Genomic DNA, 24,623 nt, shown 5'->3' on the forward strand with positions numbered 1-24,623 from the left:
TTTTTTATATGCTCTTTTCTAAAAAATGATGTAATGCATCGTGAGTTGAGGGTTTTCATCATTTATTAGTCATGAAAATGATAAATTGCTCTTTTGTCAATCACGTTCCGCCATTCTACAATGTGATCAGAGAAAGGAGTGATCCACTTGTATGGAATTGAATATTTAAGGCAAGAGCTGCTAGAAGAAGCATGCCGCATGAGGGCTTCTGATGTGCATATTGTGCCAAAAGAAAAGGAAGCTTCGGTGTCATTTCGTGTTGATTCAGATTTAATCCAGCAGCGAACGATTGATAAAAAAAGCGGAGAGAGGCTTATTGCACATTTTAAGTTTTTATCTTCTATGGATATCGGGGAAAAAAGGAGGCCGCAAAATGGCTCACTAGCTGTGATGCTAAGAAACGGTCAAGTGTTTATTCGGATGTCTACCTTGCCGACAGTGAATGATGAGAGCTTAGTGATCAGAATTTTACCGCAGGATCATGTTCCGAAAATAAAACATCTATCATTATTTCCGAAAGCCTCAGCCAGATTATTATCCTTTTTAAACCACTCGCATGGACTCATTTTATTTACTGGGCCAACAAATTCAGGGAAAACGACAACACTATATTCATTGATCCAGTTTGCAAAAAAGAATTTTAACCGAAATATTATTACTCTTGAAGATCCTGTCGAAACAAGGAATGAAGAAGTGCTGCAGGTTCAAGTGAATGAAAAAGCCGGCATCACGTATGCCGCTGGATTACGCGCTATTTTAAGACATGATCCAGATGTGATTGTGCTAGGAGAAATAAGAGATGCTGAAACGGCCAGAACGGCGATTAGAGCAGCACTGACAGGCCATTTAGTATTGAGTACGCTCCATGCAAAAAATGCAAAAGGAGCCCTTTACCGCATGCTTGAATTTGGTGTCACGATGAATGAACTCGAACAAACCATGGTTGCGATTGCTGCCCAGCGATTAATTGAGCTCATATGTCCTTTTTGCGGAGAAACATGTCAGCTTTACTGCAAATTAAATCGGCCTTTCAGACGAACAAATGTATTTGAATTGCTTTTCGGAAAAGAGCTTGGTGAGTGTATGAAAGAGGCGAAAGGAGAATATGCTCATTCGTCATATGAAACATTGCAAAAATTAATTCGTAAAGGAGTGGCACTAGGCTATTTATCGAAAAACACATATCACCGCTGGGTTTATGAAGAAGCGAGCCTCTAAAGTATGGTCTAAAAAGGATCAAGCTGAATGCCTATCAAAACTGGCTCAATTGATTCAGGCTGGATATACATTGATTGAGGCATTAGTGATGGTGAATATCCAGTTATCGAAACAACAGCGGCAGCAATTAAAACTAGGTATTCAGTGGCTGCACGAAGGCGAGCCTTTTTATGTAGTGCTTGAAAGACTCCATTTTCAGCGGGAAGTCATCGCTATACTATGTTTTTCTGAGAAGCATGGCAGTCTAGCACGTGCTTTAGAACAAAGCGCCCGTTTTTTAGAGAAAAAAATCAAACAGTTAGACACGTTTAAACGTATGTTACGTTACCCGCTTTTCCTCATCTTCACGGTTTTGGTCGTGCTGGTACTCGTTCAGCAAATGATCATTCCTCAATTTTCTGTTTTGTACTCATCGATGGATACCCGCATGTCTTGGCTGATTCAAGGGATGTTTGGACTATTTCAATTCCTTCATGCTTTTCTGCTCATCACTAGTTGTCTGTGTATCTGTCTTATTGGATATTATGCTGTTTTTTTTAGGAAAAAGTCGACCCTTGAGAAACTGAGGGTGATGAGTAAGCTGCCTTTTTTATATAAAGGGATGCAGCTGATGCATACGTACCTTTTTTCTCTTCAGCTAAGTGGACTGCTTCAGGCTGGGTTATCGATGTACGAAGGTTTGCAAGCTTTTAAACAGCAAAGCTACCTGCCTTTTCTTCAAGAAATAGGTGAACAAATGATGGGAGAGTTAAGAAAAGGAGAAAGCATGGCCCATCAAGTAAGCGTGTCTCCTTTTTTCGAAAAACATTTTGCAGCCATTATCAAGCATGGTGAAGCCAGCGGAATGCTTGCGAGAGAAATGTACACGTACAGCCAATTTCTATTAGAGAATGCAGAGCTAAAAATTGAAAAATGGATTTCTTGGCTGCAGCCAGTTATTTATGGGGTAACAGCACTTCTTATACTCATCGTGTATTTATCTATTCTTTTACCAATGTATCAACTAATGGAGCAAGTGTAAGAAGGAGGACAGAGACATGAATGATAAAGGATTTACCCTGTTAGAAATGTTAATAGTCATGCTCGTAATATCCATTCTTTTACTCATTACCTTACCAAATATCACACGTCATCACCAAGCTATTCAGGCAAAGGGCTGTGAAGGGCTTAAATCAATGGTCAGCACACAAGTGATGGCATATGAATTGGAGCATGATGGGAAGACGCCATCTTTAGATGAATTAGAAAAAGAAGGTTATGTCAAAAAGGGATTAACTTGTCCTAATGGAAAAGCGATTGTCATTCAAAACGGCAACGTGAAGCATGAATAAATTATTTTTACATGAGAAGGGTTTTACCCTGATTGAACAGCTGATGATCTTACTTGTTTTATCGATTGTATTGTCGATCATGGGAGGGAAAATCCCAAATATAATAGAGAGCGCTGAAGCCAAAAGACAAGTAAACATCATGAAACAAGATCTTCAATTGGCATCATATACTGCATTTATCAAAAAAACACGTGTACATGTTGAGATCCATCCGCCGCATGTATCTTATCAGGTAATAGATCAAAAGAGTAACGAAGTCATTGCTTCTTATCAACATAAAAAGGGCAGCATTAAAACTTCTACATTCTCGCAAGGTATCTATTTTAATGCAAACGGACATCCAAGCAGCGGTGGATCTCTCATTGTCGAATTTGGTAGTCAAACGTATAAACTCACGATTTATTTAGGAAGCGGGCGAATCCATGTTCAAAAACAATAGAGGATTTAGTACGTTTGAAACGCTGTTTGCTTGTCATCTCTTTCTATTTGCTGCCCTAGTGCTCATGCCAGCCTATGAAAAACTCATGATGGGGAAAAAGGAAGTGAGAGCCAAGCTTGAAGCTTATCAGGTTTTACATGAACAGATGAATGAAGCGTTCATAAATGGGACAACATCTTCCATCAAAAAGAAGAGAGGCGAGATCACGTATGTTTTCAATTGGCGTAAACAGAAGGGATGTGTTTCATACAAAGTACAAAAAAAAGAGACCATATGCTTTCGGCATGTGGAGCGATGACCAAGCTTTTACCCTTCTACAAGCTTTGTGGCAATTGCAGCTATTTCTATTTCTTTCTTTTGGCTGTGTGCTGATCTTTTCAGCAGCTGAGAAAGCTCGTCCATTTGAAGACATCAATCGATTTTCCCAAATGGAGTGGAAACAGACTGTCCTGCAATTAGATGAGGAATTAAGTCGTGCAGCTGCTGTCAAATCGGTGAAAGGAGGAAAAGTGTTAGAGTATATTTCCGATCAAGGGCGAGTGGTAACGATTGAGCCATACCAAGAGATGCTTCGAAAACGAACGGATCAAGCTGGACATCTTCCTTTATTGCATAATGTGAAACAATTTCACGTGAGAACGAGTCAGCATAGAGCGATTCTTAAAGTCACAGATGGATCTGGTAAAGTGTATGAAGCCGTTTTTTTCACATATAAAGGAGTGGTTCGTAAATCGTGAAAAGAGAGGAAGGGTTTATCTATCCGCATGTACTTGCGGCAATTTTATTTTTTCTCTTGATCCTAGGGGCGGTAACGATGGGGGTTCAAAAAGAACTGAAAAGTGCAGAGCTGACGATTTCTTTTTATAAAAAACAGCAGCTTTTTAGGGTGGGTGTGAGTGAAGCTGCCAGCACAGTAGAACATATTTGTGAGAAACAGAAAACCCATATTGATACTGAGGAAGGCCGTGTGACACTGAAGCGGATGAAATGCGATCTAAAGAAAGAACTTGTCCTTGTTTTGGTGAAGGTGAAAACAAAAGATGGTTTATCCGATGAGCGTGAACTGATGCTGGATTGGAAGACCGGTGAAATCAATGAGATGGGCAAATCCTGATTAGCCAGTGTATAAAATCATACTCTTCCTGGTAACACTTGAAGGAAGAAGAGGTGAATGTGCTTGAAAACAAATGACTATGTAAAATATATGACGCAGGAAATCATTAAATATATGAATACACCACGTGACGAACGGAAGGAACACAAACAAGAAAAAATGGAAACGAAACCGCCGTTTTCACAGCGTTTATTTGGGGTTTTGCCGTTTGGCTTCTCCATGATGCTTAAAAAACGCCAGCGCCATCGACGAAAGTAAAAAGCCGCCCAGCAGGCGGTTTTTTTATGCCACTTTAGCTGTATTCCTCCACAACAATCACTTTATTCACCTTGTTTGAGTAAGGGTTATAGGAAATGGTGACGAACACCCCAAATTCCTTTGTATGGTCTTTTAACGTAATATGATACTGTTTCACAGATTCCTTGTCGCGGTGGCGGTCCCATACTTTTTGTTTAAATAAGACTTGCGTTAGCGGGTATCTTTTTTTTGCTTCTTTGACTGCACGCGTTTCCCATTGATCTGCGGCGGCAGTCAAACCTCTCGCATCAACGGGTTTGTCCTCTAGAATCATAGGACTCAGCAGTAAACTGAGCATGATTATGCTTTTTCCATATTTCACTTAACATCACCTCACCTTCTTCATATCCTGACCAAATCCTGCATTTTTATGTAAGTTTTAAGAAGTACAAATGTCACACAAAAAAATATTGAATATGGTGAAAAAATGAGAAAATGGGAGAATTTTCTCGTAATGGTTCTTGTTTAAGAACAAAATGGACTAATTTGACGTTTTGGGTTTTATAGGTATTTCCTTATACTGTATATAATCGTTCTTTTTAAAGAACAAAAGTTCAAGGAGTTGAAGGAATGAATGAAACAGTCGCTCTTTGTACTCTTTTGTGCCATTTGTTTGATTTTGACATCTTCCATTATGACACCAACAAATGCTTCTTTTAACGATGTCGAGCACAAAAGCTTTGTCATGAAAACATGTGAAAATTTTGAACAGACAGATCAGCATTGTCAGCCTAAAAAATGGGATCAAAGTCAATTGGAGCTTATCGATCAAACGATGATCGAAGGAACAGTCTGCGCACCTCAAAAGCTGAGCATGACACTAAAAAATAGTGGACAGCCTATTGCGTACTCTGAATGGAAGTGGGAATTACATAAAATAGGAAATGGTCAGAAGCCATTACAAGATGGTCATATTCTTGAAAAGGGCTTCATAAAGTCCCTGTTGTCGCAAGAAACAGCGACTGTCACGACAGATAAAGCAAAAACAAATGGCAGCTATGCATTTAAAATCTATTATCCTAAAGGGTTTGGCGCATCTGATCAGGCGTACTTTTGGTCTAAACCGATGGTGCTCTCAAAGTGTCAAGAAAAGGCGTCCTAAATGGAGCTGTCTTTTAAAGTGAAAAAATGATAGGCGAAGGGGAGAAGGGGTTATGAAAAAATGGATGAAGATGTCTGGGAGTATTCTTTATGTGATGGTGTTCACGGTGATGATAGCCTCTATTATTGTCGTGTTGTCATCAAGAACAACAGGAGGAGAACCTCAGATCTTCGGTTATCAATTGAAGCAAGTATTATCAGGTTCGATGGAACCAGAATTTTCAGCTGGGTCACTGATTGTTGTAAAGCAGGTCGCCTCACCTGAGACGCTCAAAAAAGGAGATATTGTTACGTTTCAAACAAAGCAGGATCAGTCCTTTGTGACCCACCGAATTGTTGGGGTGAAGGGAAAGGGTGAAAATAAAGCGTTTGAGACGAAGGGTGACAATAATATGTATCAGGACGGCACGCTGGTAAAAGCGGATCAGGTAACTGCGCAGTATATGGGAGTAAGCATCCCTTATGCAGGAAAGCTTCTTTCGTATGCAGGGACATCTGCTGGAACTGCTTTGCTCCTTATCATACCAGGTGTCATGCTGCTCGTTTATTCAACCATTCATTTTGTGGGCGCAGCGAAACATCGTAGACACACGGCTGATGTACATATGAAAGAGGAACAAGCTTAAATCGTTTGTAACCTAATCAGGTTTCAATAAAACAATAAATTAGGGGGTTTATTATTCATGGCAATGAAGAAATCAATTCGTTTAGGTGTATTATCAGGGGCTTTAGGTCTTGCATTAATTGGCGGGGGAACATGGGCGGCGTTTAATGATATTGAAAAGGCAAACGCGGTCTACTCGACAGGAGAGCTGGATTTATCTGCTAAAGAGAACTCCGGCGCCATCAACCTTTCGAACTTAAAACCTGGTGATCGGATCAAGAAAGAATTTCATTTTGATAATAAGGGATCACTAGCGATAAACCAAGTGCTGATGAGTCTTGATTATAGCCAGTTTACTGATGGATCTTCCGCGAAGAATGGCGGTAAAAATACAGCTGAAGAATTTCTCAGCCAGTTTCAGGTGAGTGTTCTTACGGTTGGAGCCGAAGGTGGAAATGGTTATCCGAAAAATATTATTTTAAACCATGCAAACCTGCTTGACTTGCATCAATTAACGTCAAAACAGGATCAGACCGCATTTGAAAAGCTTCGTCATGCCGTCGATGAGAAGTTTTTACATGAAAGTGGGAAAATTAATGTAGCAACTGTTGATGGAACAGTGGCTCCAGAGTATGACGGCATTCCAAAGAATCCGTTTGATTACGATAAAGTGGAAATGATCATTGAATTTATCAATGACCAGACGAAGGATAAAGCTGGTCACTATATCCAAAATAAATACCAAGGCGATGCGATTCAAATTGATCTTTCCTTCGAAGCGACTCAGTGGAATGGTTTAACGATCAATCCAAAAAAGCATACGGATGAAAAAGGCTACGTGAAAGAAAACGAAAAAGCACACAGCGAAGATAAAAAATAAAGCCAGTCTTTAGGCTGATATCAAGGTCTGCATAGCAATTGGAGGAGTATGCGCTAAAACGTGCGCTTTACTCCTCTTCTTGCTTTTTTCTCCAGATTTGATAATCTAAAAATTCACGAAATTGCTTTTTCGAAACCCCTGATGTCATTGCATCTCGAACTAGTTTTTCCCATTCACTATCTAATTGACCATCGTATTCGGTTTCATCTTTTTCGTTTAAAAGTGTATGAACCGAGACGTCCAGAACAGCGGAGATTTTTTCAAGAAATTGAATGGAGGGGTTTGTTTGCAAGTTTCTTTCTATTGAGCTTAAATAAGACTTCGCTACCCCAGCCTTTTCGGCCAGTTCTGATAGTGAGTAGCCTTTTTCATTGCGGTATTGTTTAATACGCTGGCCAATCAATGTCATCACCTTCCTTTCGATATTATAGCACATTCAGAAAGGTTTGATAGAATGACTTCTTACCAGAGGGGGAGACTCAGAGGACTTTTCATTTGATTTGAGGAAATGACGGACTTCTTCAACTGTTAGTCCTGCCTTGCGAGCTTCGCGTAATAATTGAATCCATTCACTGTCTAATTTGTTCGTTTTCTTTTCCATACAAATACCCTCCTAAAATACTGAATCATGTATTTCAGGCACTTAACGCATGAAATGGAAAGACATAGGTGGTAAGACCTCATAGTTTGCTTGCGTCATGTTTCCGCCCAATACAAACAGACAAACTTAGCTTTAGACTGATCGAAAATTGTATGTCACATAAAAGGGGAGGGGGACCATGAGTCAACCTCCTCTTTTTTGCTGTAAGTAAAAAAGTCCGCCATTTTCAATCGTAAGACTGATTTTTGGTTCATATAAAGTTTTAAGTGCTTGTCTTTCTATTTCATATTCTACAGATGTGTCTGAAGTCCCTTCATAAAATTGGTTTAAAAGTTCGAAGTCTTCCTTCCATTTTTGAACGGCTCGCACTGCCCAGTCGTCCGGCTCCTCATGGGCATAACGCTCCATGAGGCTGTAGAGCCGTTTGATTCCGCTTTCAGGCTTAATCATTGTACTCATTGTAAAGCAATAATCGGGAATTTGAGACGACAGCTCACGAGCTTCCAGCTTTTCTTGAAATTGTTCAATGACTTCTCCGCGAATGAGATGAAGGCCTAATGATAAAAGCTTATCCTTCTTCCGGTCTGCAAGATAAGAAATTTTTACATTGAGACCAAGCCATGGCTCAAGGGCGATCTGGTTGTTCGTGAGCGGGCTGACTCGTTCATAAAGCCGGATAAAACGGCCCTGTTGTTTGACCGCCTCAAATATTTGAAATAACCGGGGGGAGCCGAAATGGATAAATTCACCATTGGTCGTATCACCCGCTTTTTTTTGATCTGTGATGAATGTCAATTGCCGCGGTTCAGGTACACCGCCAGTTTTTTCAAGCCAGTGCCAATAAAAAGGACGGTTCATAATCAATTTATCCATTTCGATTGTCAGCTGTACGGTCATATGTCCTGCACTTTCTTCTAATATGCTGCATTGATTCGCTTTGAAAAAACGGAGAAGAAAGGTGTGAATGTCATGCTGCTCCATTGATCAACTCTCCTTTATGAGCCTTGCTGTCTTTTTTCTAAAAGTGGTGTTTGTGCTTCAGTTAAATAAGAAGTAAACTGGGTTAATTTCTTTTTCATGTCTCCGTCCGGTTCATGCTGGAAGAGGATTTGATGCAACTTTGTTTCGACATCTTCAATATCAATCCTCGTTAAAATATCATCTAAATCGCCTATGACGTTTTCAAACAGCTGAATTTTCTCATATAAAAGCTTTAAAATATGCTCTTCAACTGTTCCGTTTGTTGACATATTGTAAATGTGGACATCCCGCTCTTGACCAAGGCGGTGGATACGTCCAATTCTCTGTTCTAAACGCATCGGGTTCCACGGGAGGTCGTAGTTAATGATTTGGTTACAAAACTGAAGATTGATCCCTTCGCCGCCAGCTTCTGTCGCAATTAACACTTGCGCCCGTTCTCTGAATAAATCTTTCATCCAATCTTTTTTGCCCCGCTTAAAGCCGCCTCGAAATGGCACAGAGCTGATGCCATTTTGCTGTAGAAACCATTGTAAATAAATTTGTGTGGCGCGGTATTCGGTGAAAATAATGACCTTCTCATTTAACTGCTGAATGAGTTTGACGACTTCAAGCGCCTTTGAGTTTTGCTCCACTTGATTGATTTTCTCCATGATTTGCGTTATAGCAGAAGATCCGAGAATATGCTTTTCTTCTTCCTGCATTTTTTTAATCGTCATATAAACTGCTTCACGGCTTGAACAGCATTCTCGTTCCAAGGTCATAATGGAAAACATATGCTTTGTATAAGACGGATTCTCTTTCAGCTTGCAGATTTCATCATACAATGCTTGTTCTGTCGGAGAGAAATCAATGGAAATCGTTTTGACATGCCGTTTTGTCCACTCGATGCCTGTGTCTTGTCTTCGGTTTCGAATCATCACTTTATTGACGAGCTGTTTTAATCGGTCATGGTCTTCAAGCTGCAAGTCCTTTTTGGCAAAGATATCTTTAAATTGATGTTCATTTCCTAGGTGTCCTGGCTTCAGAAGGGAAACAAGATTAAATATTTCTCCGATCCGGTTTTGAATAGGTGTCGCTGTCAGCAGCAGGCAGAATTTCTTATTCAGGTTTCTCACAAATTCATAGTTTTTCGTTTTATTGTTTTTCAGTTTGTGTGCTTCATCGATAATGACCATATCGTAGGCAATCGATAAAATCGTGTCTCGATGCGGCTGTCTTTTGGCTGTGTCAATAGAGGAAACGACAACGTCACACTGCTCCCACACATAGCTCTTTTTTTGTTCAACAGCATCAATATAAAATTTCGTCCGCAGCTCCTGTACCCACTGAGACACAAGGGAGGCGGGGACGAGAATGAGAATCTTTTTGGCAAGTCCACGAATCATGTATTCTTTGATAATGAGTCCTGCTTCTACGGTTTTTCCAAGTCCCACTTCATCTGCTAGAATGGCTTTCCCATTCATTTCTTCTACGACTCTTCTGGCTACTTCGAGCTGGTGCTTTAAAGGTGTGAACGCAGGCAGGTGCGCGGGAGCTTGCAGCCCCTCGAATGAATCAATGGCTGTGACTTTTTGAACCTGCGTCGCTAAACGATACATATCCCAGTTCGCCCAGGGGCCGTCTGCTGAAAGCCGCTGCTGAAATTCATTTGCCCATTCCTGATCAAAAATCGTTTGAATATTCAATGTGGTCGCCTGCCTTTCTTTCTAGTAGGATCTGATAAAATTGTTCTGTTTTTAAACGCTTCATTTTTTTAGAGGTCTCTAAAAGACTAGATATATGAATAAAAGCGAACGATATCGAAAGGTTATTTTAAAAATGTTAATGATTTTTCTGTTGCTCTTCATCCATTTCTAATGGTAGGATGTTGATAAGTGATCTAGAAAATAAGTCACCCATTTTGATAGTATGTCCAATAAATGTGAAAAATATGAGCGGATGATGGTATGGGGAGAGACTTGGCGGTTATTTGCACTGGCAGGCGCCGAAGGAGCAAGCTGAATGATTCAGTGAATCTCTCAGGCAAAAGTACTCTTACCGGACGCAACTCTGGAGAGTGTTTGCTTAAGGGTTTTAGCAAACCACCAAAGGGGAAAACGCACAATGATATTGTGCTGTAAACTTTCAGGTGCAAGGACAGAGACTTCTTTTTGATAAAAGGGAGCGCTCTGTCCTTTTTTGCTGTGATTTTTTTCTGAAAATTCAGCTTGCATTTGCACTGTAAGAAAAAAGGGGGAAACGATTGATGTTGAAACGAACACCGCTTTTTCATGCGTATGAAACGTTTGGCGCAAAAACCATTGACTTCGGGGGCTGGGAATTACCTGTCCAATTTTCTTCCATTAAAGAAGAACATGAAGCTGTTCGAACAAAAGCAGGGCTTTTTGATGTGTCTCACATGGGTGAGGTGGACGTCAAAGGTCAAGATGCCCTTCCATTTTTACAAAGGTTATTAACCAATGATGTGTCTAAGCTGACAGACGGTAAGGCACTGTATACAGCCATGTGTTATGAAGATGGCGGAACGGTAGATGACCTGCTCGTCTACCAAAAAGAAAAGAATCACTATTTACTTGTCATCAATGCATCAAATATCGAAAAAGATGTGGATTGGCTTTTGAAGAACCAAGAGAAGGATGATGTATTGATCAAAAATATTTCTGATCAAACCGCCTTGCTAGCGCTTCAAGGACCTCTTGCAGCTGACATCATCAGAGAAGTGGCAGATGAAGAGGTGACATCGCTTAAGCCATTTACGTTTTTATCAAAAGCTGAGGTCGCAAATAAAGAAGTGCTCGTTTCCAGAACAGGCTACACAGGGGAAGACGGCTTTGAAATCTACTGTCAGTCAGAAGATGCGGTCCACCTTTGGTCAGCTTTATTAGAAGCGGGGCAGCCAAAAGGACTCATTCCATGCGGACTCGGTGCACGTGACACCTTGAGATTTGAAGCAAGACTTCCGCTTTATGGCCAGGAGCTGACAAAGGATATCTCTCCATTAGAAGGCGGCATTGGTTTTGCTGTCAAAACGGATAAAGAAGCTGATTTTATCGGAAAAGCTGCACTTAAAAAACAAAAAGAAGAGGGACTGAAACGAAAGCTTGTCGGCATTGAAATGATCGATAAAGGGATACCGCGTACAGATTATCCAGTCTTTTCAGGAGAAAAGCAGGTTGGGATTGTTACAACGGGCACTCAATCCCCAACATTAAAGAAAAATGTCGGGCTTGCTTTGATCGAAACCTCAGTGGCGGAGCTTGGGGCAGAGGTGGAGGTACAAGTTCGCAAAAAACGTCTAAAAGCCAAAATCGTCGCAACACCATTTTATAAAAGAGCCAAATAACGAGGGGGAATAGAGGATGAAGCACAGGTATTTGCCGCAAACAGAGCAAGATCAAAAAGAAATGCTGGATGTCATCGGCGTTCAGTCGATTGATGAGCTTTTTTCAGATATCCCAGAGAAAGTTAGATTCAAAGGAGCATACAACATCAAAGAAGCCGCATCTGAAACAGCACTTGTCAGGGAATTATCCCGACTAGCTGCAAAGAATAAGGATACAGTTTCCTATGCATCGTTTCTTGGAGCTGGTGTATATGATCATTACCAGCCTGTCATTGTCGATCATGTCATCTCACGCTCTGAATTTTATACAGCGTATACACCTTATCAACCTGAGATTTCGCAAGGTGAATTGCAAGCAATCTTTGAATTTCAAACAATGATTGCTGAGCTGACTGGTATGGATCTTGCCAACTCCTCGATGTATGATGGCGGGACGGCACTGGCTGAAGCGGCAATGCTCGCTGCGGGACACACAAAGAAGAAAAAAGTGGTTGTTTCTGAAACGGTTCACCCTGAATCAAGAGCGGTGCTGAAAACATACGCCAAAGGACAAAACATTGAAGTTGTTGAAGTGCCTGCGAAAAAAGGGCAGACAGATCTAGCTGCATTGGAAAAGGCGGTCTGCGATGATACAGCAGCAGTTCTCGTGCAATATCCAAACTTTTTTGGTGTAGTCGAGCCGTTAAAAGACATTGAACCCATTGCACATAAAGGAAAAAGCCTATTCATTGTCTCTAGCAATCCCCTCGCACTCGGACTATTGACGCCTCCTGGAAAACTCGGGGCAGATATTGTCGTTGGTGATGCGCAGCCGTTCGGCATCCCGGCTGCATTTGGCGGACCTCACTGCGGATATTTTGCCGTGACGAAAAAGTTGATGAGAAAAGTGCCAGGTCGTTTAGTCGGGCAGACAGAAGATGAAAATGGTGTTCGTGGATTTGTTCTGACCCTTCAAGCGCGTGAACAGCACATTCGAAGAGATAAAGCGACGTCAAATATTTGCTCAAACCAAGCATTAAATGCGTTAGCTGCTTCTGTTGCCATGACGGCACTAGGGAAAACAGGCATAAAAGACATCGCCTATCAAAACGTGCAAAAAGCCCATTATGCCAAGACGCAAGCAGAAAAATATGGACTGCAGGCGGATGTAGAAGGAGCTCATTTTAATGAATTTGTGATCAAGTTACAGGAGCCTGTGAAAGAAGCCAATAAACGATTGCTTGAAAAAGGAATCATCGGCGGCTACGACTTAGGGCTAGACTACCCAGAGCTTCAGCAGCACATGCTTGTAGCCGTGACAGAGTTAAGAACAAAAGAAGAAATTGATACGTTTATCAAGGAATTGGGGGATCGCCATGAATAAACAAGATCAGCCGCTTATTTTTGAATTATCTAAAGAAGGAAGAATAGGGTACAGCCTGCCTGATTTAGATGTACCTGAACAGGAGATCCCGTCTTTATTTGATGAGACGTACATCCGTGATGAGGATGCTGAGCTTCCTGAAGTATCTGAGCTTGATATTATGCGTCATTATACAGCATTATCAAGACGCAATCATGGGGTTGATTCCGGATTTTATCCTCTTGGCTCTTGCACGATGAAATATAATCCAAAGATTAATGAAAAGGTTGCACGCCTTGCAGGGTTCTCGCAGGTTCATCCGCTACAAGAGGCAGACACTGTACAAGGTGCATTAGAATTACTATACGATCTAGGTGAACATCTTGAAGAAATTACGGGAATGGACGCTGTGACATTACAGCCTGCGGCAGGAGCACACGGCGAGTGGACGGGACTCATGATGATCCGTGCGTACCATGAAGCAAGAGGAGATCATCAGCGTACAAAAGTCATTGTGCCTGATTCTGCTCATGGAACGAACCCGGCATCTGCGACAGTCGCTGGATTTGAAACCATTACCGTCGCATCTGACGAAAACGGGCTTGTTGATTTAGAAGATTTACGCCGCGTTGTTAATGAAGAAACAGCTGCTTTAATGCTTACTAACCCGAATACACTAGGCCTCTTTGAAGAAAATATTTTAGAAATGGCTGAAATCGTTCACGGAGCGGGTGGTAAGCTTTATTATGACGGAGCCAACTTGAACGCTGTTTTAAGCAGAGCAAGACCAGGAGATATGGGATTTGATGTTGTCCACTTAAATCTTCATAAAACCTTTACAGGCCCGCACGGAGGCGGAGGTCCTGGCTCAGGTCCTGTTGGCGTTAAAAAGGAATTAATTCCTTATTTGCCAAAGCCGGTGCTTGTGAAGAAGGAAGGCCGTTTTTACTTTGATCATGACCGTCCAGAATCAATTGGGCGCGTGAAGCCATTCTATGGCAACTTTGGCATTAACGTCAGAGCCTATGCGTACATCCGCTCGATGGGGCCAGACGGCTTAAAGGCTGTAACCGATAATGCTGTGTTAAATGCGAATTATATGATGCGCCGCTTAAGTGCTCATTATGATTTGCCGTTTGATCGTCATTGTAAGCATGAATTTGTCCTTTCAGGTAAACGTCAGAAAAAATTAGGTGTGCGGACACTGGATATTGCCAAACGATTACTTGATTTTGGCTATCATCCGCCAACGATTTACTTCCCGCTCAATGTAGAGGAATGTATCATGATTGAACCGACTGAAACAGAATCAAAAGAAACACTTGATGCATTCATCGAAGCAATGATTCAAATTGCGAAAGAAGCAGAAGAGAATCCTGAAGTGGTGCAGGAAGCGCCGCATACAACGGTCGTCAAACGTATGGACGAAACAAAGGCCGCACGGAATCCAGTTCTCGTTTTTGAAAGAAAATAAAGAAAAAAGACTCAGGGGGAATCATGCTCCCAGAGTCTTTTTTGTTAGTTTTTCGTTTTAATGCGGCCGCCCCATTTTTTAAAGCCGCCTTTTAAATTATAAATCTCACGGCAGCCGTTTTTACGTAAAGTTTGGGCTGCTTTTCCGCTTCTAAAATTATTTTGACAATAGAGATAAACAGGCTTGTCAGGACGTATTTCATTTTTGCGCTGCTTTAGCTGGGAAAGGGGAATATTTCTAGCCCCTAAAATATGTCCGCCTTCAAACTCATTTGGCTCTCTCACATCAATGAGCTGGGCTTTGCGGTAACCTTTAATAAATTCTTCTTCCGTCAGCGTTTTCATAATGCGCTGCTGATAAATGTAGCTGCCGATGGAATAAAGAACGAAAAGTCCACAAAGTGAGAGGACGATATAGTTGAATATTGACAATACAACTCGACTCCTTCTTGAGCATCAGCACAGTAGCCTGTCTGATGGTACGTTTTAGACAAATACTATTATAGTAAAGCATAAGAAACTTGTCATCATAAATGGTAAGAATTATTTTCAATTCCGTCCCTATTTGATAGACTGATGAAGAGAGAAAACCGGTGGTCACCACCATCATCTAACATTGACTACGTAAAAGAGAAGGGATTTTATATGCAAAAAGAGAAATGGTGTTTCATTGATTCAGGAAACCAAGACCCTGCCTTTAACATGGCAATGGACGAAGCCTTGCTTTATTGGCATAGTGAGAAGCTCATCCCGCCTGTTATCCGTTTTTATGGATGGGATCCGGCGACATTATCTGTTGGGTATTTTCAGAACGTTGAAAAAGAAATCAACCTAGAAGCCGTCAAGCGATATGGTCTTGGATTTGTCCGCAGACCAACCGGAGGACGGGGAGTACTTCATGACCAGGAGCTGACCTACAGCGTGATTGTGTCAGAGGAACATCCAGAAATGCCAGCGACGGTGACAGAGGCGTACCGCGTTATTTCAGAAGGCATTTTAGAGGGCTTTAAAGAGCTGGGACTCGATGCGTATTTTGCCATTCCTCGTACAGATAAAGAAAAGGAAAGCTTAAAGAACCCAAGATCATCTGTATGCTTTGATGCCCCTTCTTGGTACGAGCTTGTTGTAGAAGGCAGAAAGGTAGCGGGCAGTGCTCAGACGAGACAAAAAGGTGTCATTCTCCAGCATGGATCTATTTTAATTGACCTTGATGAGGACAAATTGTTCGATTTGTTCCTTTATCCAAACGACCGGGTGAGAGAACGGATGCAGCGAAGCTTTAAAAACAAAGCGGTTGCCATCAATGAAATCTCAGACCGAACATGTACAATAGACGATGCGCGTGCTGCGTTTAAAAGAGGGTTTGAAAAAGGATTAAATATTGAGCTTGAACCTTATGAGCTGACAGATGAAGAATTAGCGTTTGTCCATCATCTCGCAAAAACGAAATATGCCTCAGATGATTGGAATTACAAGCGTTAAGCCGAAGGACACTCCTTGTTTTTTAATGAACGATGGTGTAGAATTGGGTTGATTATTAAGTAAAGGTGCATTATGGAGGGGTTTTATGACTACACCTAGTATGGAAGATTACATTGAACAAATTTATATGCTGATAGAAGATAAAGGATATGCCAGAGTCTCTGATATTGCAGAAGCACTCGCTGTCCATCCCTCCTCTGTAACAAAAATGGTTCAGAAGCTAGATAAAGATGAATACCTCATTTATGAGAAGTATCGTGGTCTAATTTTAACCCCGAAAGGCAAAAAAATTGGAAAACGTCTCGTATACAGACATGAACTGCTAGAGCAATTTTTAAGAATCATTGGTGTAGATGAAGAGAAAATTTATGATGATGTAGAAGGCATTGAACATCATCTCAGCTGGAACAGCATTGACCGCATCGGCGATCTCGTTCAATTTTTTGAAGAAAACGATGAGCGATCTGTTCAGCTGAAAGCGATTCAAAAGAAAAACGAACAAACAAATCAAGAATCTTAATCAAAAAGGACACCCTCAGCATGGGTGTCCTTTTTGATTAAAGTTCTAATTGAAAGCAAAAGCTCCTACACTATTATTAGCGTGAAATCAAAGGGGGCTCCTTGATGAAGATAGATGGTGTGTTCTCAGGTGGAGGCATTAAGGGGGCAGCGCTTGCTGGTGCCTATGAAGCGCTTGAAGTGAGAGGATTTCAATTTGTCCGTCTTGCTGGTACAAGTGCTGGAGCAATCATTGCTTCACTCATCGCAGCAGGTTTTACAAGCCAGGAAATTCGGGAGCTTTTAGATGAAATGGATGAGCATCAATTGCTTGATAGAAGATGTCAATTCATCCCGTTCAAAATGCTCAGGTGGGTATCCATTTACTGGCGTCTTGGTCTTTATAAAGGAGACCGGCTGGAAAAATGGCTGACTGATGTGCTAAAACGAAAAGGGGTCACCGTGTTTGGAGACCTCAAAAAAGATTCTCTGAAAATCGTTGCGTCCGATTTAACGAATGGAAAAATCCTCGTGCTGCCAGACGACCTTCCTGCATATGGCTTGAATCCAGAGCGGTTTTCCGTGGCGAGGGCCATTCGAATGAGCTGCAGTCTGCCGTATTTTTTCGAACCTGTCAAACTGAAGTCTTCAAAAGGCATTTGTACCATTGTAGATGGAGGAGTGCTTAGCAATTTTCCAATTTGGTTGTTTGCTGAAGAGAAAAAAAGACCTTTCGTCGGTGTCACATTAACCCCAAACGAAAAAGAACGCCCTCAACACTCCATCCGCAATGCGTTTGAACTGTTTGGCGCTCTTTTTGAAACGATGCGTGGTGCTCATGACGAAAGACATATTGCCACAAAACACGAACGTCATATTATTTTTATTCCTGTAGAACACGTCATTGCCACTGATTTTCAACTCATGACAGAAAAGAAAAAGGCACTCGTCGATCTAGGCAGACAGAAGGCCGAGCAATTTTTAAAAAGCTGGACATTTTAAAATAAGGCGCGATTCTTCTTTTTGTTTTTCTTGCCTTCAATGACAGTCAAATGTGTTTGGCTTTTCTTTTTGAGAAGGACGGGCTTAGACTTGTGGTCAGTCGGCACGCTTCGCAAATGAGTGACCCGATTTTTCATCTGGCTTTTCGTTTTTGGTTTAGGCTGCTGGTAGCGACGTTTTGATTGTTTGACTGCTTTGCGATAAAGATTGCCTTCTGTTCCAGTTCTTCGATTCATCAGCCATCTAAATAGGAAAAATAGGGCCGCTCCAATGATCACAACAGACAGCAGCATGGTAAAAAGTCTGCCTGGGTTCGTTGTGAGTAAGTACACAAATCCCAAAACACCTAAAGCGAAAATAATGGTAAAAGCAGGATGTACTCGGCGATTCATAACTGTCCACCTCCGAAGGAATTTACCGGATTTATAAGTTAGATCACTTGATGAGCAGAATCTGACGCTTGTTTCAAAGACGCTTCCTCTAAACGAAGAAGTTCATTAAAACTTGCAATGGCTACCTCGACTTGATCGTCAGAAGGTTCTTTTGTTGTAAGCAATTGCAGCCAAAGGCCAGGATAGCCAAGCACTTTAAGCACAGGCACTTCTCGGAGTTTGTTCGTGAGCTGAAGCACTTCAAATGAAATGCCCAGAACAACCGGAATGAGCGCCAAGCGGTTCAGAACTCTCACCCATAAAGGATCTGTCGGTACGAGTAAATAGACGAACATTCCAACAATGACAGTGAATAAAATAAAGCTGCTGCCGCATCGATAATGCAGACGGGATTGCTTTTGGACATTTTCCACTGTGATGTCAAGGTTCTGTTCATAGCAGTTTATGACTTTATGTTCTGCCCCATGATATTGAAATACTCTTTTAATTAAAGGGGTCATAGAAATAAAGTAAATATAGCCTAATAAAAGGACCAATTTAAAGAATGTTTCCACTGCGATTTGTGCGAAATTCCCTGAAAAGATGGGGCGCACAAGCTCTGCTAAAAAGACAGGTACCAGGGTAAAGACAAATTTACTAAAGAGAAGAGAGAGAACCCCGATCACAGCAATGCCGAAAATCATGGATAATTTCGAGCTTTTTTGTTCTTTTTCAAGAGTATGATCTTCAGAAGGATCTAAGTCATATCGCTCACTGGAGAAGTTTAAGTGCTTACTGCCGTTTGCACTTGCTTCAACAAGTGCAGCAACACCCCTGACAAAGGGGATTTTCTTGAGAAAGGCGGTTCGTTTATTGGAGGTCCTGGGAAGCTTCAAAAACTCAATGGACTGGTCCTTTCGCCGAATCGCTGTCACATAGTTCTTCTTACCTCCAAACATGACACCTTCGACAACTGCCTGCCCTCCATAAGCTGGAGGTTTTGTTTGATTGGACATATTTCATCAACCTGCCTGTTTCCTGTAATTTACATGCATTTCCTTATACCTTTATTGTACAGGAAAAGAGGGGAAATCACTAGCGCACAGGTCGATTATCTACTAGAATTCTATCTACCTCTTTTTAGCCAGTATACCCTGTTTTGAAAATTTTACACTCACGTATGGAAATCCTTTTTTTTCATGACATTTTGGACATACTACTTGCTGGAGGTGTTCACAAATGAAACGTGATGAAAAGAAAAACCAAGAAGAAAAAAATCAGTCCGTGCAAACGACATCACTTGTGGCAAGAGCAGCTGCTACAGGCTTTGTAGGCGGTGTTTTTTGGGGCTTTATCGGGTTTCTGACCCATGTGTTCCATTTTTCAGAGGTGAGTCCTAACATGCTGCTTCAGCCATTTGTGCTTGGAGAGTGGAAAAAGGGAGGACTTGGTACTTTTATAAGTATTATGCTGTTAGGAATTTTATCGATTGGAGCCGCCTTTATTTATTATGGGCTTTTAAAAAGGATCAAAGGCTTTTGGATGGGTCTGGTTTATGGCGGGCTTTTATGGCTGCTCGTTTTTTACGTATTTAATCCCATTTTCCCAGATGTAAAGCAAGTACAAGACTTGCAGCAAAGCACCATTGTTACGACATTTTGCCTATATATTTTATATGGCATGTTTGTCGGGTACAGCATTTCGTTTGAATATAATGAATTGACGAGTCAGAAGCTTGCGAGGGCACTCGGGAAAAAGACAGAATAAAGTGTAAATCACCTATTCATATGATAAAATATTTTTGGAAACGAAAGGTTTCTAAGGAAAAAGAAACAGATCTCGATATAGATTGAATTAGGGTGAAGGAGTGGTCATATGCCTCATTTTCTTGTACTGAATGGACCCAATTTAAATAGGCTTGGCAAAAGAGAGCCTGCTGTTTATGGAAGTAAGACGCTGACAGATTTAGAGACAGATTTGTTCCAGTTCGCAGAACGAGCAAACATCCAATTAACGTTCTTTCAATCAAATCACGAAGGGGATTTGATTGATGCGCTCCATGAAGCAGAAGATCAGTACGATGGTGTCGTGTTTAACCCGGGTGCATTTACCCACTACAGCTATGCGCTGAGAGATGCCATTGCAAGTATTTCTTTATCAGTCATTGAAGTACATATCACAAATGTTCATAAGCGAGAGGAATTCCGCCATCATTCTGTACTTGCTCCAGTATGCCAAGGACAAATCGTTGGGCTTGGCTTAGAAGGGTATAAATTGGCGATTCGATATTTAGTCAGTGAAGGGGGAGCAGCATCATGAAACTTGAAAAACTAAGAGCACTTTTAAGTGAATTAGAGATCGATGGCCTTGTCATTACAAGCAGTTTTAATTTACAGTATATGACCAGCTTTACCGGATCAGCCGGTCTTGCTGTCGTTTCAAAGGACCGGGCAGCTTTTATCACGGACTTCCGCTATACAGAGCAAGCGAAGGATCAAGTCAAAGGCTATGACATCATTGAACATAAAGGAAACATTGTGGAAACGGCTGCTCAAACGGCAAAGGCATTTGGAGTGAAACGCCTTGGGTTTGAACAAAACCATATGACATTTGCCACGTATCAGCAGTACGTAGCCAAAGCAGGCGGTATAGAGCTTGTTCCAGTCTCTGAATCAGTTGAAAAGTTGCGCTTGATTAAGTCTAGTGAAGAGATTAAGATATTAGAGGAAGCTGCGAAGATTGCAGATCACGCCTTTGATCATATTCTCACTTACATCAAGCCGGGCCTGACGGAAATGGCTGTCATGAACGAGCTTGAATTTTTCATGAGAAAAGAAGGTGCTGAAGGATCTTCATTCGATATGATAGTGGCCTCAGGTGTTCGTTCAAGCCTGCCTCACGGAAGAGCGAGTGAAAAGGTGATTGAATCTGGTGATTTAGTGACACTCGATTTCGGTGCTTACTATAAAGGCTATTGTTCTGATATGACAAGAACGATTGCTGTCGGAACACCAAGCGACAAGCTAAAGGAAATTTATCATATCGTATTAGAAGCAGAAAACGCTGGTGTGGATAGAATCAAGCCAGGCTTAACAGGAAAAGAAGCTGATCGCATCACACGAGACATCATTGAAAAGTATGGCTATGGTCAATACTTCGGGCATTCAACCGGGCACGGGCTAGGTATGGAAGTACATGAAGCGCCAGGCCTTTCCTTACGATCAGAGGTCGTCTTAGAAGAGGGAATGGTCGTCACAGTTGAGCCGGGGATTTACTTGCCAGATGTCGGCGGCGTGAGAATTGAGGATGATATTGTCCTGACAGCTGACGGCAATAAACGATTGACCCACTCACCGAAAGAACTTATCATATTATGATGGTGAAATGTAGGAGGATGACAAAATGATTTCAGTAAACGATTTTCGTACTGGCCTGACAATTGAAGTGGACGGCGGTATTTGGCGAGTAGTGGATTTTCAGCACGTAAAACCAGGAAAAGGCGCAGCGTTTGTTCGTTCGAAACTGCGTAACCTGCGTACAGGTGCCATTCAAGAAAAAACATTCCGCGCAGGTGAAAAAGTAGCGAAAGCTCAAATCGAAACAAAAACAATGCAATACTTGTATGCAAATGGCGATCAGCATGTCTTCATGGATACAAGTTCTTATGAGCAGCTTGAACTAAGTGAAGCACAAATTAAAGATGAGCTGAAATATTTGCTTGAAAATATGTCTGTTCAAATCGTGATGTACGGTGCTGAAACACTTGGAGTAGAACTTCCAAACACAGTAGAACTAGAAGTAGTAGAAACAGAGCCTGGTATTAAAGGTGACACAACATCAGGCGGCTCAAAACCTGCAAAAACTGAAACTGGTTTAATCGTCAACGTTCCTTTCTTTGTGAACCAAGGAGATAAACTAGTGATTAATACATCTGACGGCTCATACGTTTCAAGAGCGTAATGAACGAAAAAAGACTGTAAACCTCGTGTTTACAGTCTTTTTTATTGGAAAAATGACTCCTCAAGGCAGGCCTTCTCTCAATTCTCTCATTCATCTCTCTTCCCTCCTGAAAAACAAGACTACTTCCAGCTGGTCAAGCATATAGTGTAAAAAAAGCTGGAGGTTCTATATGAAACAATTTCTCCCAGGTCTACACCCGTCAGTCGCTGCAATGGCAGGCATGAGATTCTTATCCGCCGCCATTGAACTGACGGCAGCCATCCTTATTTTAATCACAAATGATGTACGGAAAGCGGTAGTCATCAATAGTATATTGGCAATCATCGGGCCGCTCATTTTTATTATCACGATGACGATTGGAATCTATCAAATTGCCGGGCAGCTATCCTATGCAAAGCTCGTGTTCATTTTCATTGGTGTCGTGTTTATTCTTGTTGGGATCTATAAGTGAAACGGCTTGGCATAATTAACGGCTCACATCATACATTTTAGAGAAGAAAAAAAGGAGGGGAATTCGTTGCGGAGTTTGTTGGATATTCTCCCGCACTCGATTGGACAAGAACTCAGGCTGCTAAAAGAGGCAGAATGGGCGCAAATAGAAGAAATCCGCATTCGCACGGATCGTCCTATTGAATTAATGCAGGGAGGAAAACCACGTTTCCTTTCTTATCACACAACCTGGGAAGATGCGTCTCAGCTATTAGGCAGGCTGAGCAATTACAGCATGTACACACTTGAGGAAGAGCTAAAACAGGGCTATATCACTATATCTGGCGGACACCGGGTAGGACTCGCTGGAAAGGTGATCGTTGAAAACGGATTTGTCAAAGGGTTAAGAGATATCTCTTCATTTAATATCCGCATTGCCAAAGAAAAAATCGGGATTGCGCTTCCTTTTCTTCCTTATTTATATGAAGAGCACTGGCACAATACACTCATCATTGGTCCCCCGCAAACGGGAAAAACCACATTGCTCCGAGATATAGCACGTCTTGCTAGTACAGGCACAAAGACAATCCCTCCTAGAAAAACAGGCATTATTGATGAGCGTTCTGAAATCGCCGGATGTATCAGAGGAGTGCCGCAGCACCATTTTGGCCACCGGATTGATGTACTCGATGCGTGTCCAAAGGCTGAAGGATTGATGATGATGATTCGGTCTATGAGCCCAGAGGTCATGATTGTCGATGAAATCGGAAAAAGTGAGGATGTCGAGGCACTTTTAGAAGCGATTCATGCCGGAGTCAACATCATCGTCTCAGCTCATGGATATTCACTTGAAGATGTATATAAACGACCTTCATTTAAGCCGTTATGGGAGCTTCGTGTGTTTGAACGATATGTTGAATTAAATCGAAACAATGGGCCTGGCACGATCGGGCGGATGTACGGCGGGGACGGCCAAGAGATGAAATGGAGGCGGGGAGTGGACGTATGTTAAAGCTCATTGGCGCTATTTTCATTGTCGCGGCCACGACTTGGGGAGGATTCGAGTTTGCCAAACGATATAGCGACAGACCTAAACAAATTCGGCAGCTGCGGTTTGCTCTCCAGTCTCTTGAAGCTGAAATTATGTATGGTCAAACCCCTTTAGCGCGGGCGGCAGAGCAAATTGCAGCGCAGGTAGGTCCTCCTGTCAATCAGCTGTTTGAACAATTTGCAGAAAAACTGAAAGTGGGGACTTTTTCTGCACGCCATGCATGGAACGAAAGTCTAGAGTATGTTTGGAAAAAAACCGTATTGAAAAAAGGCGAATATGAGGCGCTGAAACACTTTGGAGAAACACTTGGCCAGCATGATGTCACTTCTCAGCAAAAGTACATCAAGCTTGCTTTAGGCCATTTGGAATCAGAGGAGAAAGAAGCAGAAATCGCCCAAGCGAAAAATGAAAAAATGGTCAGAAGCCTCGGGTTTTTAAGCGGATTGTTACTGATTCTTTTATTGATGTGAGAGGAAGGGAGTCGAGAGCATGGGCGTTGATGTAAACGTCATTTTTCAAATTGCCGGAGTAGGCATCGTCGTGGCCTTTCTCCATACGATTTTAGACCAAATGGGGAAGAAAGAGTACGCTCAGTGGGTGACGCTGCTTGGGTTTATCTACATTTTGTTTATGGTGGCAACCATTGTAGACGATTTGTTTAAAAAGATTAAAGCCGTATTTCTATTTCAAGGATAGGGGAGGGCTTACAAATCGAAATCATACAAATTGTTGGACTTGGTTTAATCGCTACTTTTTTAGCATTAATCGTCAAAGAACAAAAGCCAACCTTCGCCTTTATGCTTGTCGTTTTTACTGGATGTGTGATTTTCCTTTATTTAATTGATCAAATCTATGCCATTATCTCAATGATTGAAAAAATTGCAGCAAGTGCCGGCGTCAATATGAAGTATGTTGAAACCATATTGAAGATCATCGGCATTGCCTATATTGCGGAATTTGGTGCTCAGCTGACGAAAGATGCTGGGCAAGGCGCCATTGCATCAAAAATAGAGCTAGGCGGTAAGATTCTCATCTTGGTCATGGCAGTCCCGATTTTAACAGTCATCATTGAGACGATCTTAGGAATGATCCCGTCCATGACGTAA

At 41.7% G+C, this 24,623-nt stretch carries 34 protein-coding genes and 2 riboswitches; of the genes, 26 read left to right on the forward strand and 8 right to left on the reverse strand.

The annotated features are described in order from the left end of the window. Nucleotides 1–147 precede the first annotated feature (147 nt). The 8 genes from comGA (at nt 148) to AWT60_RS14515 (ending at nt 4,360) form a co-directional block, all read left to right on the forward strand. On the forward strand, nt 148–1,218 hold the full coding sequence (gene comGA / locus AWT60_RS14485) for a competence type IV pilus ATPase ComGA (RefSeq protein WP_087975807.1): 1,071 nt from the start codon (nt 148–150) through the stop codon (nt 1,216–1,218). Continuing rightward, the gene (gene comGB / locus AWT60_RS14490) at nt 1,199–2,239 is read left to right on the forward strand and encodes a competence type IV pilus assembly protein ComGB (RefSeq protein ID WP_218677398.1); all 1,041 of its coding nucleotides are present in this window, start codon (nt 1,199–1,201) and stop codon (nt 2,237–2,239) included. Before comGA ends, comGB begins: the two co-directional genes overlap by 20 nt. Before the next feature lie 16 nt (nt 2,240–2,255). Further along, nucleotides 2,256–2,549, forward strand: coding sequence for a competence type IV pilus major pilin ComGC (comGC, locus tag AWT60_RS14495; RefSeq protein ID WP_218677399.1), 294 nt, complete (start codon nt 2,256–2,258; stop codon nt 2,547–2,549). Further along, nucleotides 2,542–2,988 carry a competence type IV pilus minor pilin ComGD gene (comGD, locus tag AWT60_RS14500; protein ID WP_075623497.1) on the forward strand — a complete coding sequence of 149 codons (447 nt, stop codon included), beginning with the start codon at nt 2,542–2,544 and terminating at the stop codon, nt 2,986–2,988. Before comGC ends, comGD begins: the two co-directional genes overlap by 8 nt. Then, nucleotides 2,972–3,286 carry a competence type IV pilus minor pilin ComGE gene (gene comGE / locus AWT60_RS18565; protein WP_041106865.1) on the forward strand — a complete coding sequence of 105 codons (315 nt, stop codon included), beginning with the start codon at nt 2,972–2,974 and terminating at the stop codon, nt 3,284–3,286. The genes comGD and comGE overlap by 17 nt, the downstream gene beginning before the upstream one ends. Then, a complete protein-coding gene (comGF, locus tag AWT60_RS14505; protein ID WP_218677409.1) occupies nt 3,273–3,725 on the forward strand; it encodes a competence type IV pilus minor pilin ComGF in 453 nt (150 codons plus the stop codon). The genes comGE and comGF overlap by 14 nt, the downstream gene beginning before the upstream one ends. Beyond that, nucleotides 3,722–4,102 (forward strand): competence type IV pilus minor pilin ComGG, encoded by a 381-nt coding sequence (locus tag AWT60_RS14510; RefSeq protein ID WP_218677400.1) that lies wholly within the window; start codon nt 3,722–3,724, stop codon nt 4,100–4,102. Before comGF ends, AWT60_RS14510 begins: the two co-directional genes overlap by 4 nt. A gap of 63 nt (nt 4,103–4,165) precedes the next feature. Then, a complete protein-coding gene (locus AWT60_RS14515) occupies nt 4,166–4,360 on the forward strand; it encodes a YqzE family protein (protein ID WP_024718846.1) in 195 nt (64 codons plus the stop codon). A gap of 34 nt (nt 4,361–4,394) precedes the next feature. Here the strand turns inward: AWT60_RS14515 and AWT60_RS14520 are convergent, their stop codons facing one another. Beyond that, the gene (locus AWT60_RS14520) at nt 4,395–4,673 is read right to left on the reverse strand and encodes a DUF3889 domain-containing protein (RefSeq protein WP_226014770.1); all 279 of its coding nucleotides are present in this window, start codon (nt 4,671–4,673) and stop codon (nt 4,395–4,397) included. 300 nt (nt 4,674–4,973) lie between these two features. Between AWT60_RS14520 and tapA the strand changes: the two genes are divergently transcribed. The 3 genes from tapA to tasA are packed head-to-tail and all read left to right on the forward strand — an operon-like array spanning nt 4,974 to nt 6,984. Then, nucleotides 4,974–5,501: an amyloid fiber anchoring/assembly protein TapA gene (gene tapA / locus AWT60_RS14525; RefSeq protein WP_075623495.1), complete on the forward strand. Its 528-nt coding sequence runs from the start codon at nt 4,974–4,976 to the stop codon at nt 5,499–5,501. A 52-nt stretch (nt 5,502–5,553) separates the two neighbouring features. After that, a complete protein-coding gene (gene sipW / locus AWT60_RS14530) occupies nt 5,554–6,126 on the forward strand; it encodes a signal peptidase I SipW (protein ID WP_075623494.1) in 573 nt (190 codons plus the stop codon). A gap of 57 nt (nt 6,127–6,183) precedes the next feature. After that, on the forward strand, nt 6,184–6,984 hold the full coding sequence (gene tasA / locus AWT60_RS14535; protein ID WP_218677401.1) for a biofilm matrix protein TasA: 801 nt from the start codon (nt 6,184–6,186) through the stop codon (nt 6,982–6,984). 67 nt (nt 6,985–7,051) lie between these two features. On the opposite strand, the gene sinR is transcribed toward tasA, so the two are convergent. From sinR to AWT60_RS14555, 4 genes are all read right to left on the reverse strand, one after another. Continuing rightward, the gene (gene sinR / locus AWT60_RS14540; protein WP_087975811.1) at nt 7,052–7,387 is read right to left on the reverse strand and encodes a transcriptional regulator SinR; all 336 of its coding nucleotides are present in this window, start codon (nt 7,385–7,387) and stop codon (nt 7,052–7,054) included. Between the two features lie 33 nt (nt 7,388–7,420). After that, the gene (locus tag AWT60_RS14545; protein WP_075623492.1) at nt 7,421–7,585 is read right to left on the reverse strand and encodes an anti-repressor SinI family protein; all 165 of its coding nucleotides are present in this window, start codon (nt 7,583–7,585) and stop codon (nt 7,421–7,423) included. Nucleotides 7,586–7,768: 183 nt separating this feature from the next. Beyond that, entirely contained in the window at nt 7,769–8,566 is a 798-nt protein-coding gene (locus AWT60_RS14550) for a YqhG family protein (RefSeq protein WP_218677402.1), read from the reverse strand. A gap of 14 nt (nt 8,567–8,580) precedes the next feature. Further along, entirely contained in the window at nt 8,581–10,251 is a 1,671-nt protein-coding gene (locus AWT60_RS14555; protein WP_218677403.1) for a DEAD/DEAH box helicase, read from the reverse strand. Nucleotides 10,252–10,504: 253 nt separating this feature from the next. Then, a riboswitch (glycine riboswitch) is annotated at nt 10,505–10,610 on the forward strand. Nucleotides 10,611–10,613: 3 nt separating this feature from the next. After that, nucleotides 10,614–10,708: riboswitch (glycine riboswitch) on the forward strand. Between the two features lie 103 nt (nt 10,709–10,811). Between AWT60_RS14555 and gcvT the strand changes: the two genes are divergently transcribed. From gcvT to gcvPB, 3 genes are read left to right on the forward strand one after another with little or no spacing between them, the layout of a single operon-like run. Further along, nucleotides 10,812–11,909, forward strand: a complete 1,098-nt coding sequence (gene gcvT, locus AWT60_RS14560; protein ID WP_218677404.1) for a glycine cleavage system aminomethyltransferase GcvT — start codon at nt 10,812–10,814, stop codon at nt 11,907–11,909. A 16-nt stretch (nt 11,910–11,925) separates the two neighbouring features. Beyond that, nucleotides 11,926–13,272: an aminomethyl-transferring glycine dehydrogenase subunit GcvPA gene (gene gcvPA, locus AWT60_RS14565; protein WP_024427996.1), complete on the forward strand. Its 1,347-nt coding sequence runs from the start codon at nt 11,926–11,928 to the stop codon at nt 13,270–13,272. Continuing rightward, nucleotides 13,265–14,725, forward strand: coding sequence for an aminomethyl-transferring glycine dehydrogenase subunit GcvPB (gcvPB, locus tag AWT60_RS14570; RefSeq protein WP_041106844.1), 1,461 nt, complete (start codon nt 13,265–13,267; stop codon nt 14,723–14,725). The genes gcvPA and gcvPB overlap by 8 nt, the downstream gene beginning before the upstream one ends. 44 nt (nt 14,726–14,769) lie before the next feature. Here gcvPB and AWT60_RS14575 read toward each other — a convergent pair whose 3' ends face one another. Further along, nucleotides 14,770–15,150: a rhodanese-like domain-containing protein gene (locus tag AWT60_RS14575; protein WP_024422963.1), complete on the reverse strand. Its 381-nt coding sequence runs from the start codon at nt 15,148–15,150 to the stop codon at nt 14,770–14,772. Between the two features lie 219 nt (nt 15,151–15,369). Between AWT60_RS14575 and AWT60_RS14580 the strand changes: the two genes are divergently transcribed. The 3 genes from AWT60_RS14580 (at nt 15,370) to AWT60_RS14590 (ending at nt 17,706) form a co-directional block, all read left to right on the forward strand. Continuing rightward, nucleotides 15,370–16,206 carry a lipoate--protein ligase family protein gene (locus AWT60_RS14580; RefSeq protein ID WP_034280239.1) on the forward strand — a complete coding sequence of 279 codons (837 nt, stop codon included), beginning with the start codon at nt 15,370–15,372 and terminating at the stop codon, nt 16,204–16,206. Nucleotides 16,207–16,291: 85 nt separating this feature from the next. Next, entirely contained in the window at nt 16,292–16,726 is a 435-nt protein-coding gene (gene mntR / locus AWT60_RS14585) for a transcriptional regulator MntR (RefSeq protein WP_024422961.1), read from the forward strand. A gap of 104 nt (nt 16,727–16,830) precedes the next feature. Further along, a complete protein-coding gene (locus tag AWT60_RS14590; protein ID WP_073979622.1) occupies nt 16,831–17,706 on the forward strand; it encodes a patatin-like phospholipase family protein in 876 nt (291 codons plus the stop codon). On the opposite strand, the gene AWT60_RS14595 is transcribed toward AWT60_RS14590, so the two are convergent. Then, a complete protein-coding gene (locus tag AWT60_RS14595) occupies nt 17,703–18,098 on the reverse strand; it encodes an SA1362 family protein (protein WP_039179905.1) in 396 nt (131 codons plus the stop codon). The two genes, AWT60_RS14590 and AWT60_RS14595, sit on opposite strands and share 4 nt — an antisense overlap. 38 nt (nt 18,099–18,136) lie before the next feature. Beyond that, nucleotides 18,137–19,093 (reverse strand): DUF1385 domain-containing protein, encoded by a 957-nt coding sequence (locus tag AWT60_RS14600; RefSeq protein WP_041086151.1) that lies wholly within the window; start codon nt 19,091–19,093, stop codon nt 18,137–18,139. A gap of 223 nt (nt 19,094–19,316) precedes the next feature. Here AWT60_RS14600 and AWT60_RS14605 point away from each other — a divergent pair, with 223 nt between their 5' ends. From AWT60_RS14605 to spoIIIAD, 9 genes are all read left to right on the forward strand, one after another. Further along, the gene (locus tag AWT60_RS14605) at nt 19,317–19,844 is read left to right on the forward strand and encodes a YqhR family membrane protein (RefSeq protein ID WP_047202279.1); all 528 of its coding nucleotides are present in this window, start codon (nt 19,317–19,319) and stop codon (nt 19,842–19,844) included. 108 nt (nt 19,845–19,952) lie between these two features. Beyond that, a complete protein-coding gene (gene aroQ / locus AWT60_RS14610; protein WP_041106837.1) occupies nt 19,953–20,396 on the forward strand; it encodes a type II 3-dehydroquinate dehydratase in 444 nt (147 codons plus the stop codon). Next, nucleotides 20,393–21,454: a M24 family metallopeptidase gene (locus AWT60_RS14615; protein ID WP_256928512.1), complete on the forward strand. Its 1,062-nt coding sequence runs from the start codon at nt 20,393–20,395 to the stop codon at nt 21,452–21,454. The genes aroQ and AWT60_RS14615 overlap by 4 nt, the downstream gene beginning before the upstream one ends. A 25-nt stretch (nt 21,455–21,479) precedes the next feature. Further along, entirely contained in the window at nt 21,480–22,037 is a 558-nt protein-coding gene (efp, locus tag AWT60_RS14620; protein WP_024422954.1) for an elongation factor P, read from the forward strand. A 169-nt stretch (nt 22,038–22,206) separates the two neighbouring features. Next, complete coding sequence (locus AWT60_RS14625) at nt 22,207–22,488, forward strand: YqhV family protein (protein WP_024422953.1); 282 nt, start codon at nt 22,207–22,209, stop codon at nt 22,486–22,488. A 66-nt stretch (nt 22,489–22,554) separates the two neighbouring features. After that, a complete protein-coding gene (gene spoIIIAA, locus AWT60_RS14630) occupies nt 22,555–23,478 on the forward strand; it encodes a stage III sporulation protein AA (RefSeq protein WP_024428002.1) in 924 nt (307 codons plus the stop codon). Further along, entirely contained in the window at nt 23,472–23,987 is a 516-nt protein-coding gene (gene spoIIIAB, locus AWT60_RS14635) for a stage III sporulation protein SpoIIIAB (protein WP_041106834.1), read from the forward strand. The genes spoIIIAA and spoIIIAB overlap by 7 nt, the downstream gene beginning before the upstream one ends. A 19-nt stretch (nt 23,988–24,006) precedes the next feature. Beyond that, entirely contained in the window at nt 24,007–24,213 is a 207-nt protein-coding gene (gene spoIIIAC / locus AWT60_RS14640) for a stage III sporulation protein AC (RefSeq protein ID WP_003153142.1), read from the forward strand. Continuing rightward, entirely contained in the window at nt 24,210–24,623 is a 414-nt protein-coding gene (gene spoIIIAD, locus AWT60_RS14645) for a stage III sporulation protein AD (protein WP_087978339.1), read from the forward strand. Before spoIIIAC ends, spoIIIAD begins: the two co-directional genes overlap by 4 nt.

The organism is Bacillus sp. F2HM, assembly GCF_019266135.1.
Taxonomy (GTDB): domain Bacteria; phylum Bacillota; class Bacilli; order Bacillales; family Bacillaceae; genus Bacillus; species Bacillus safensis.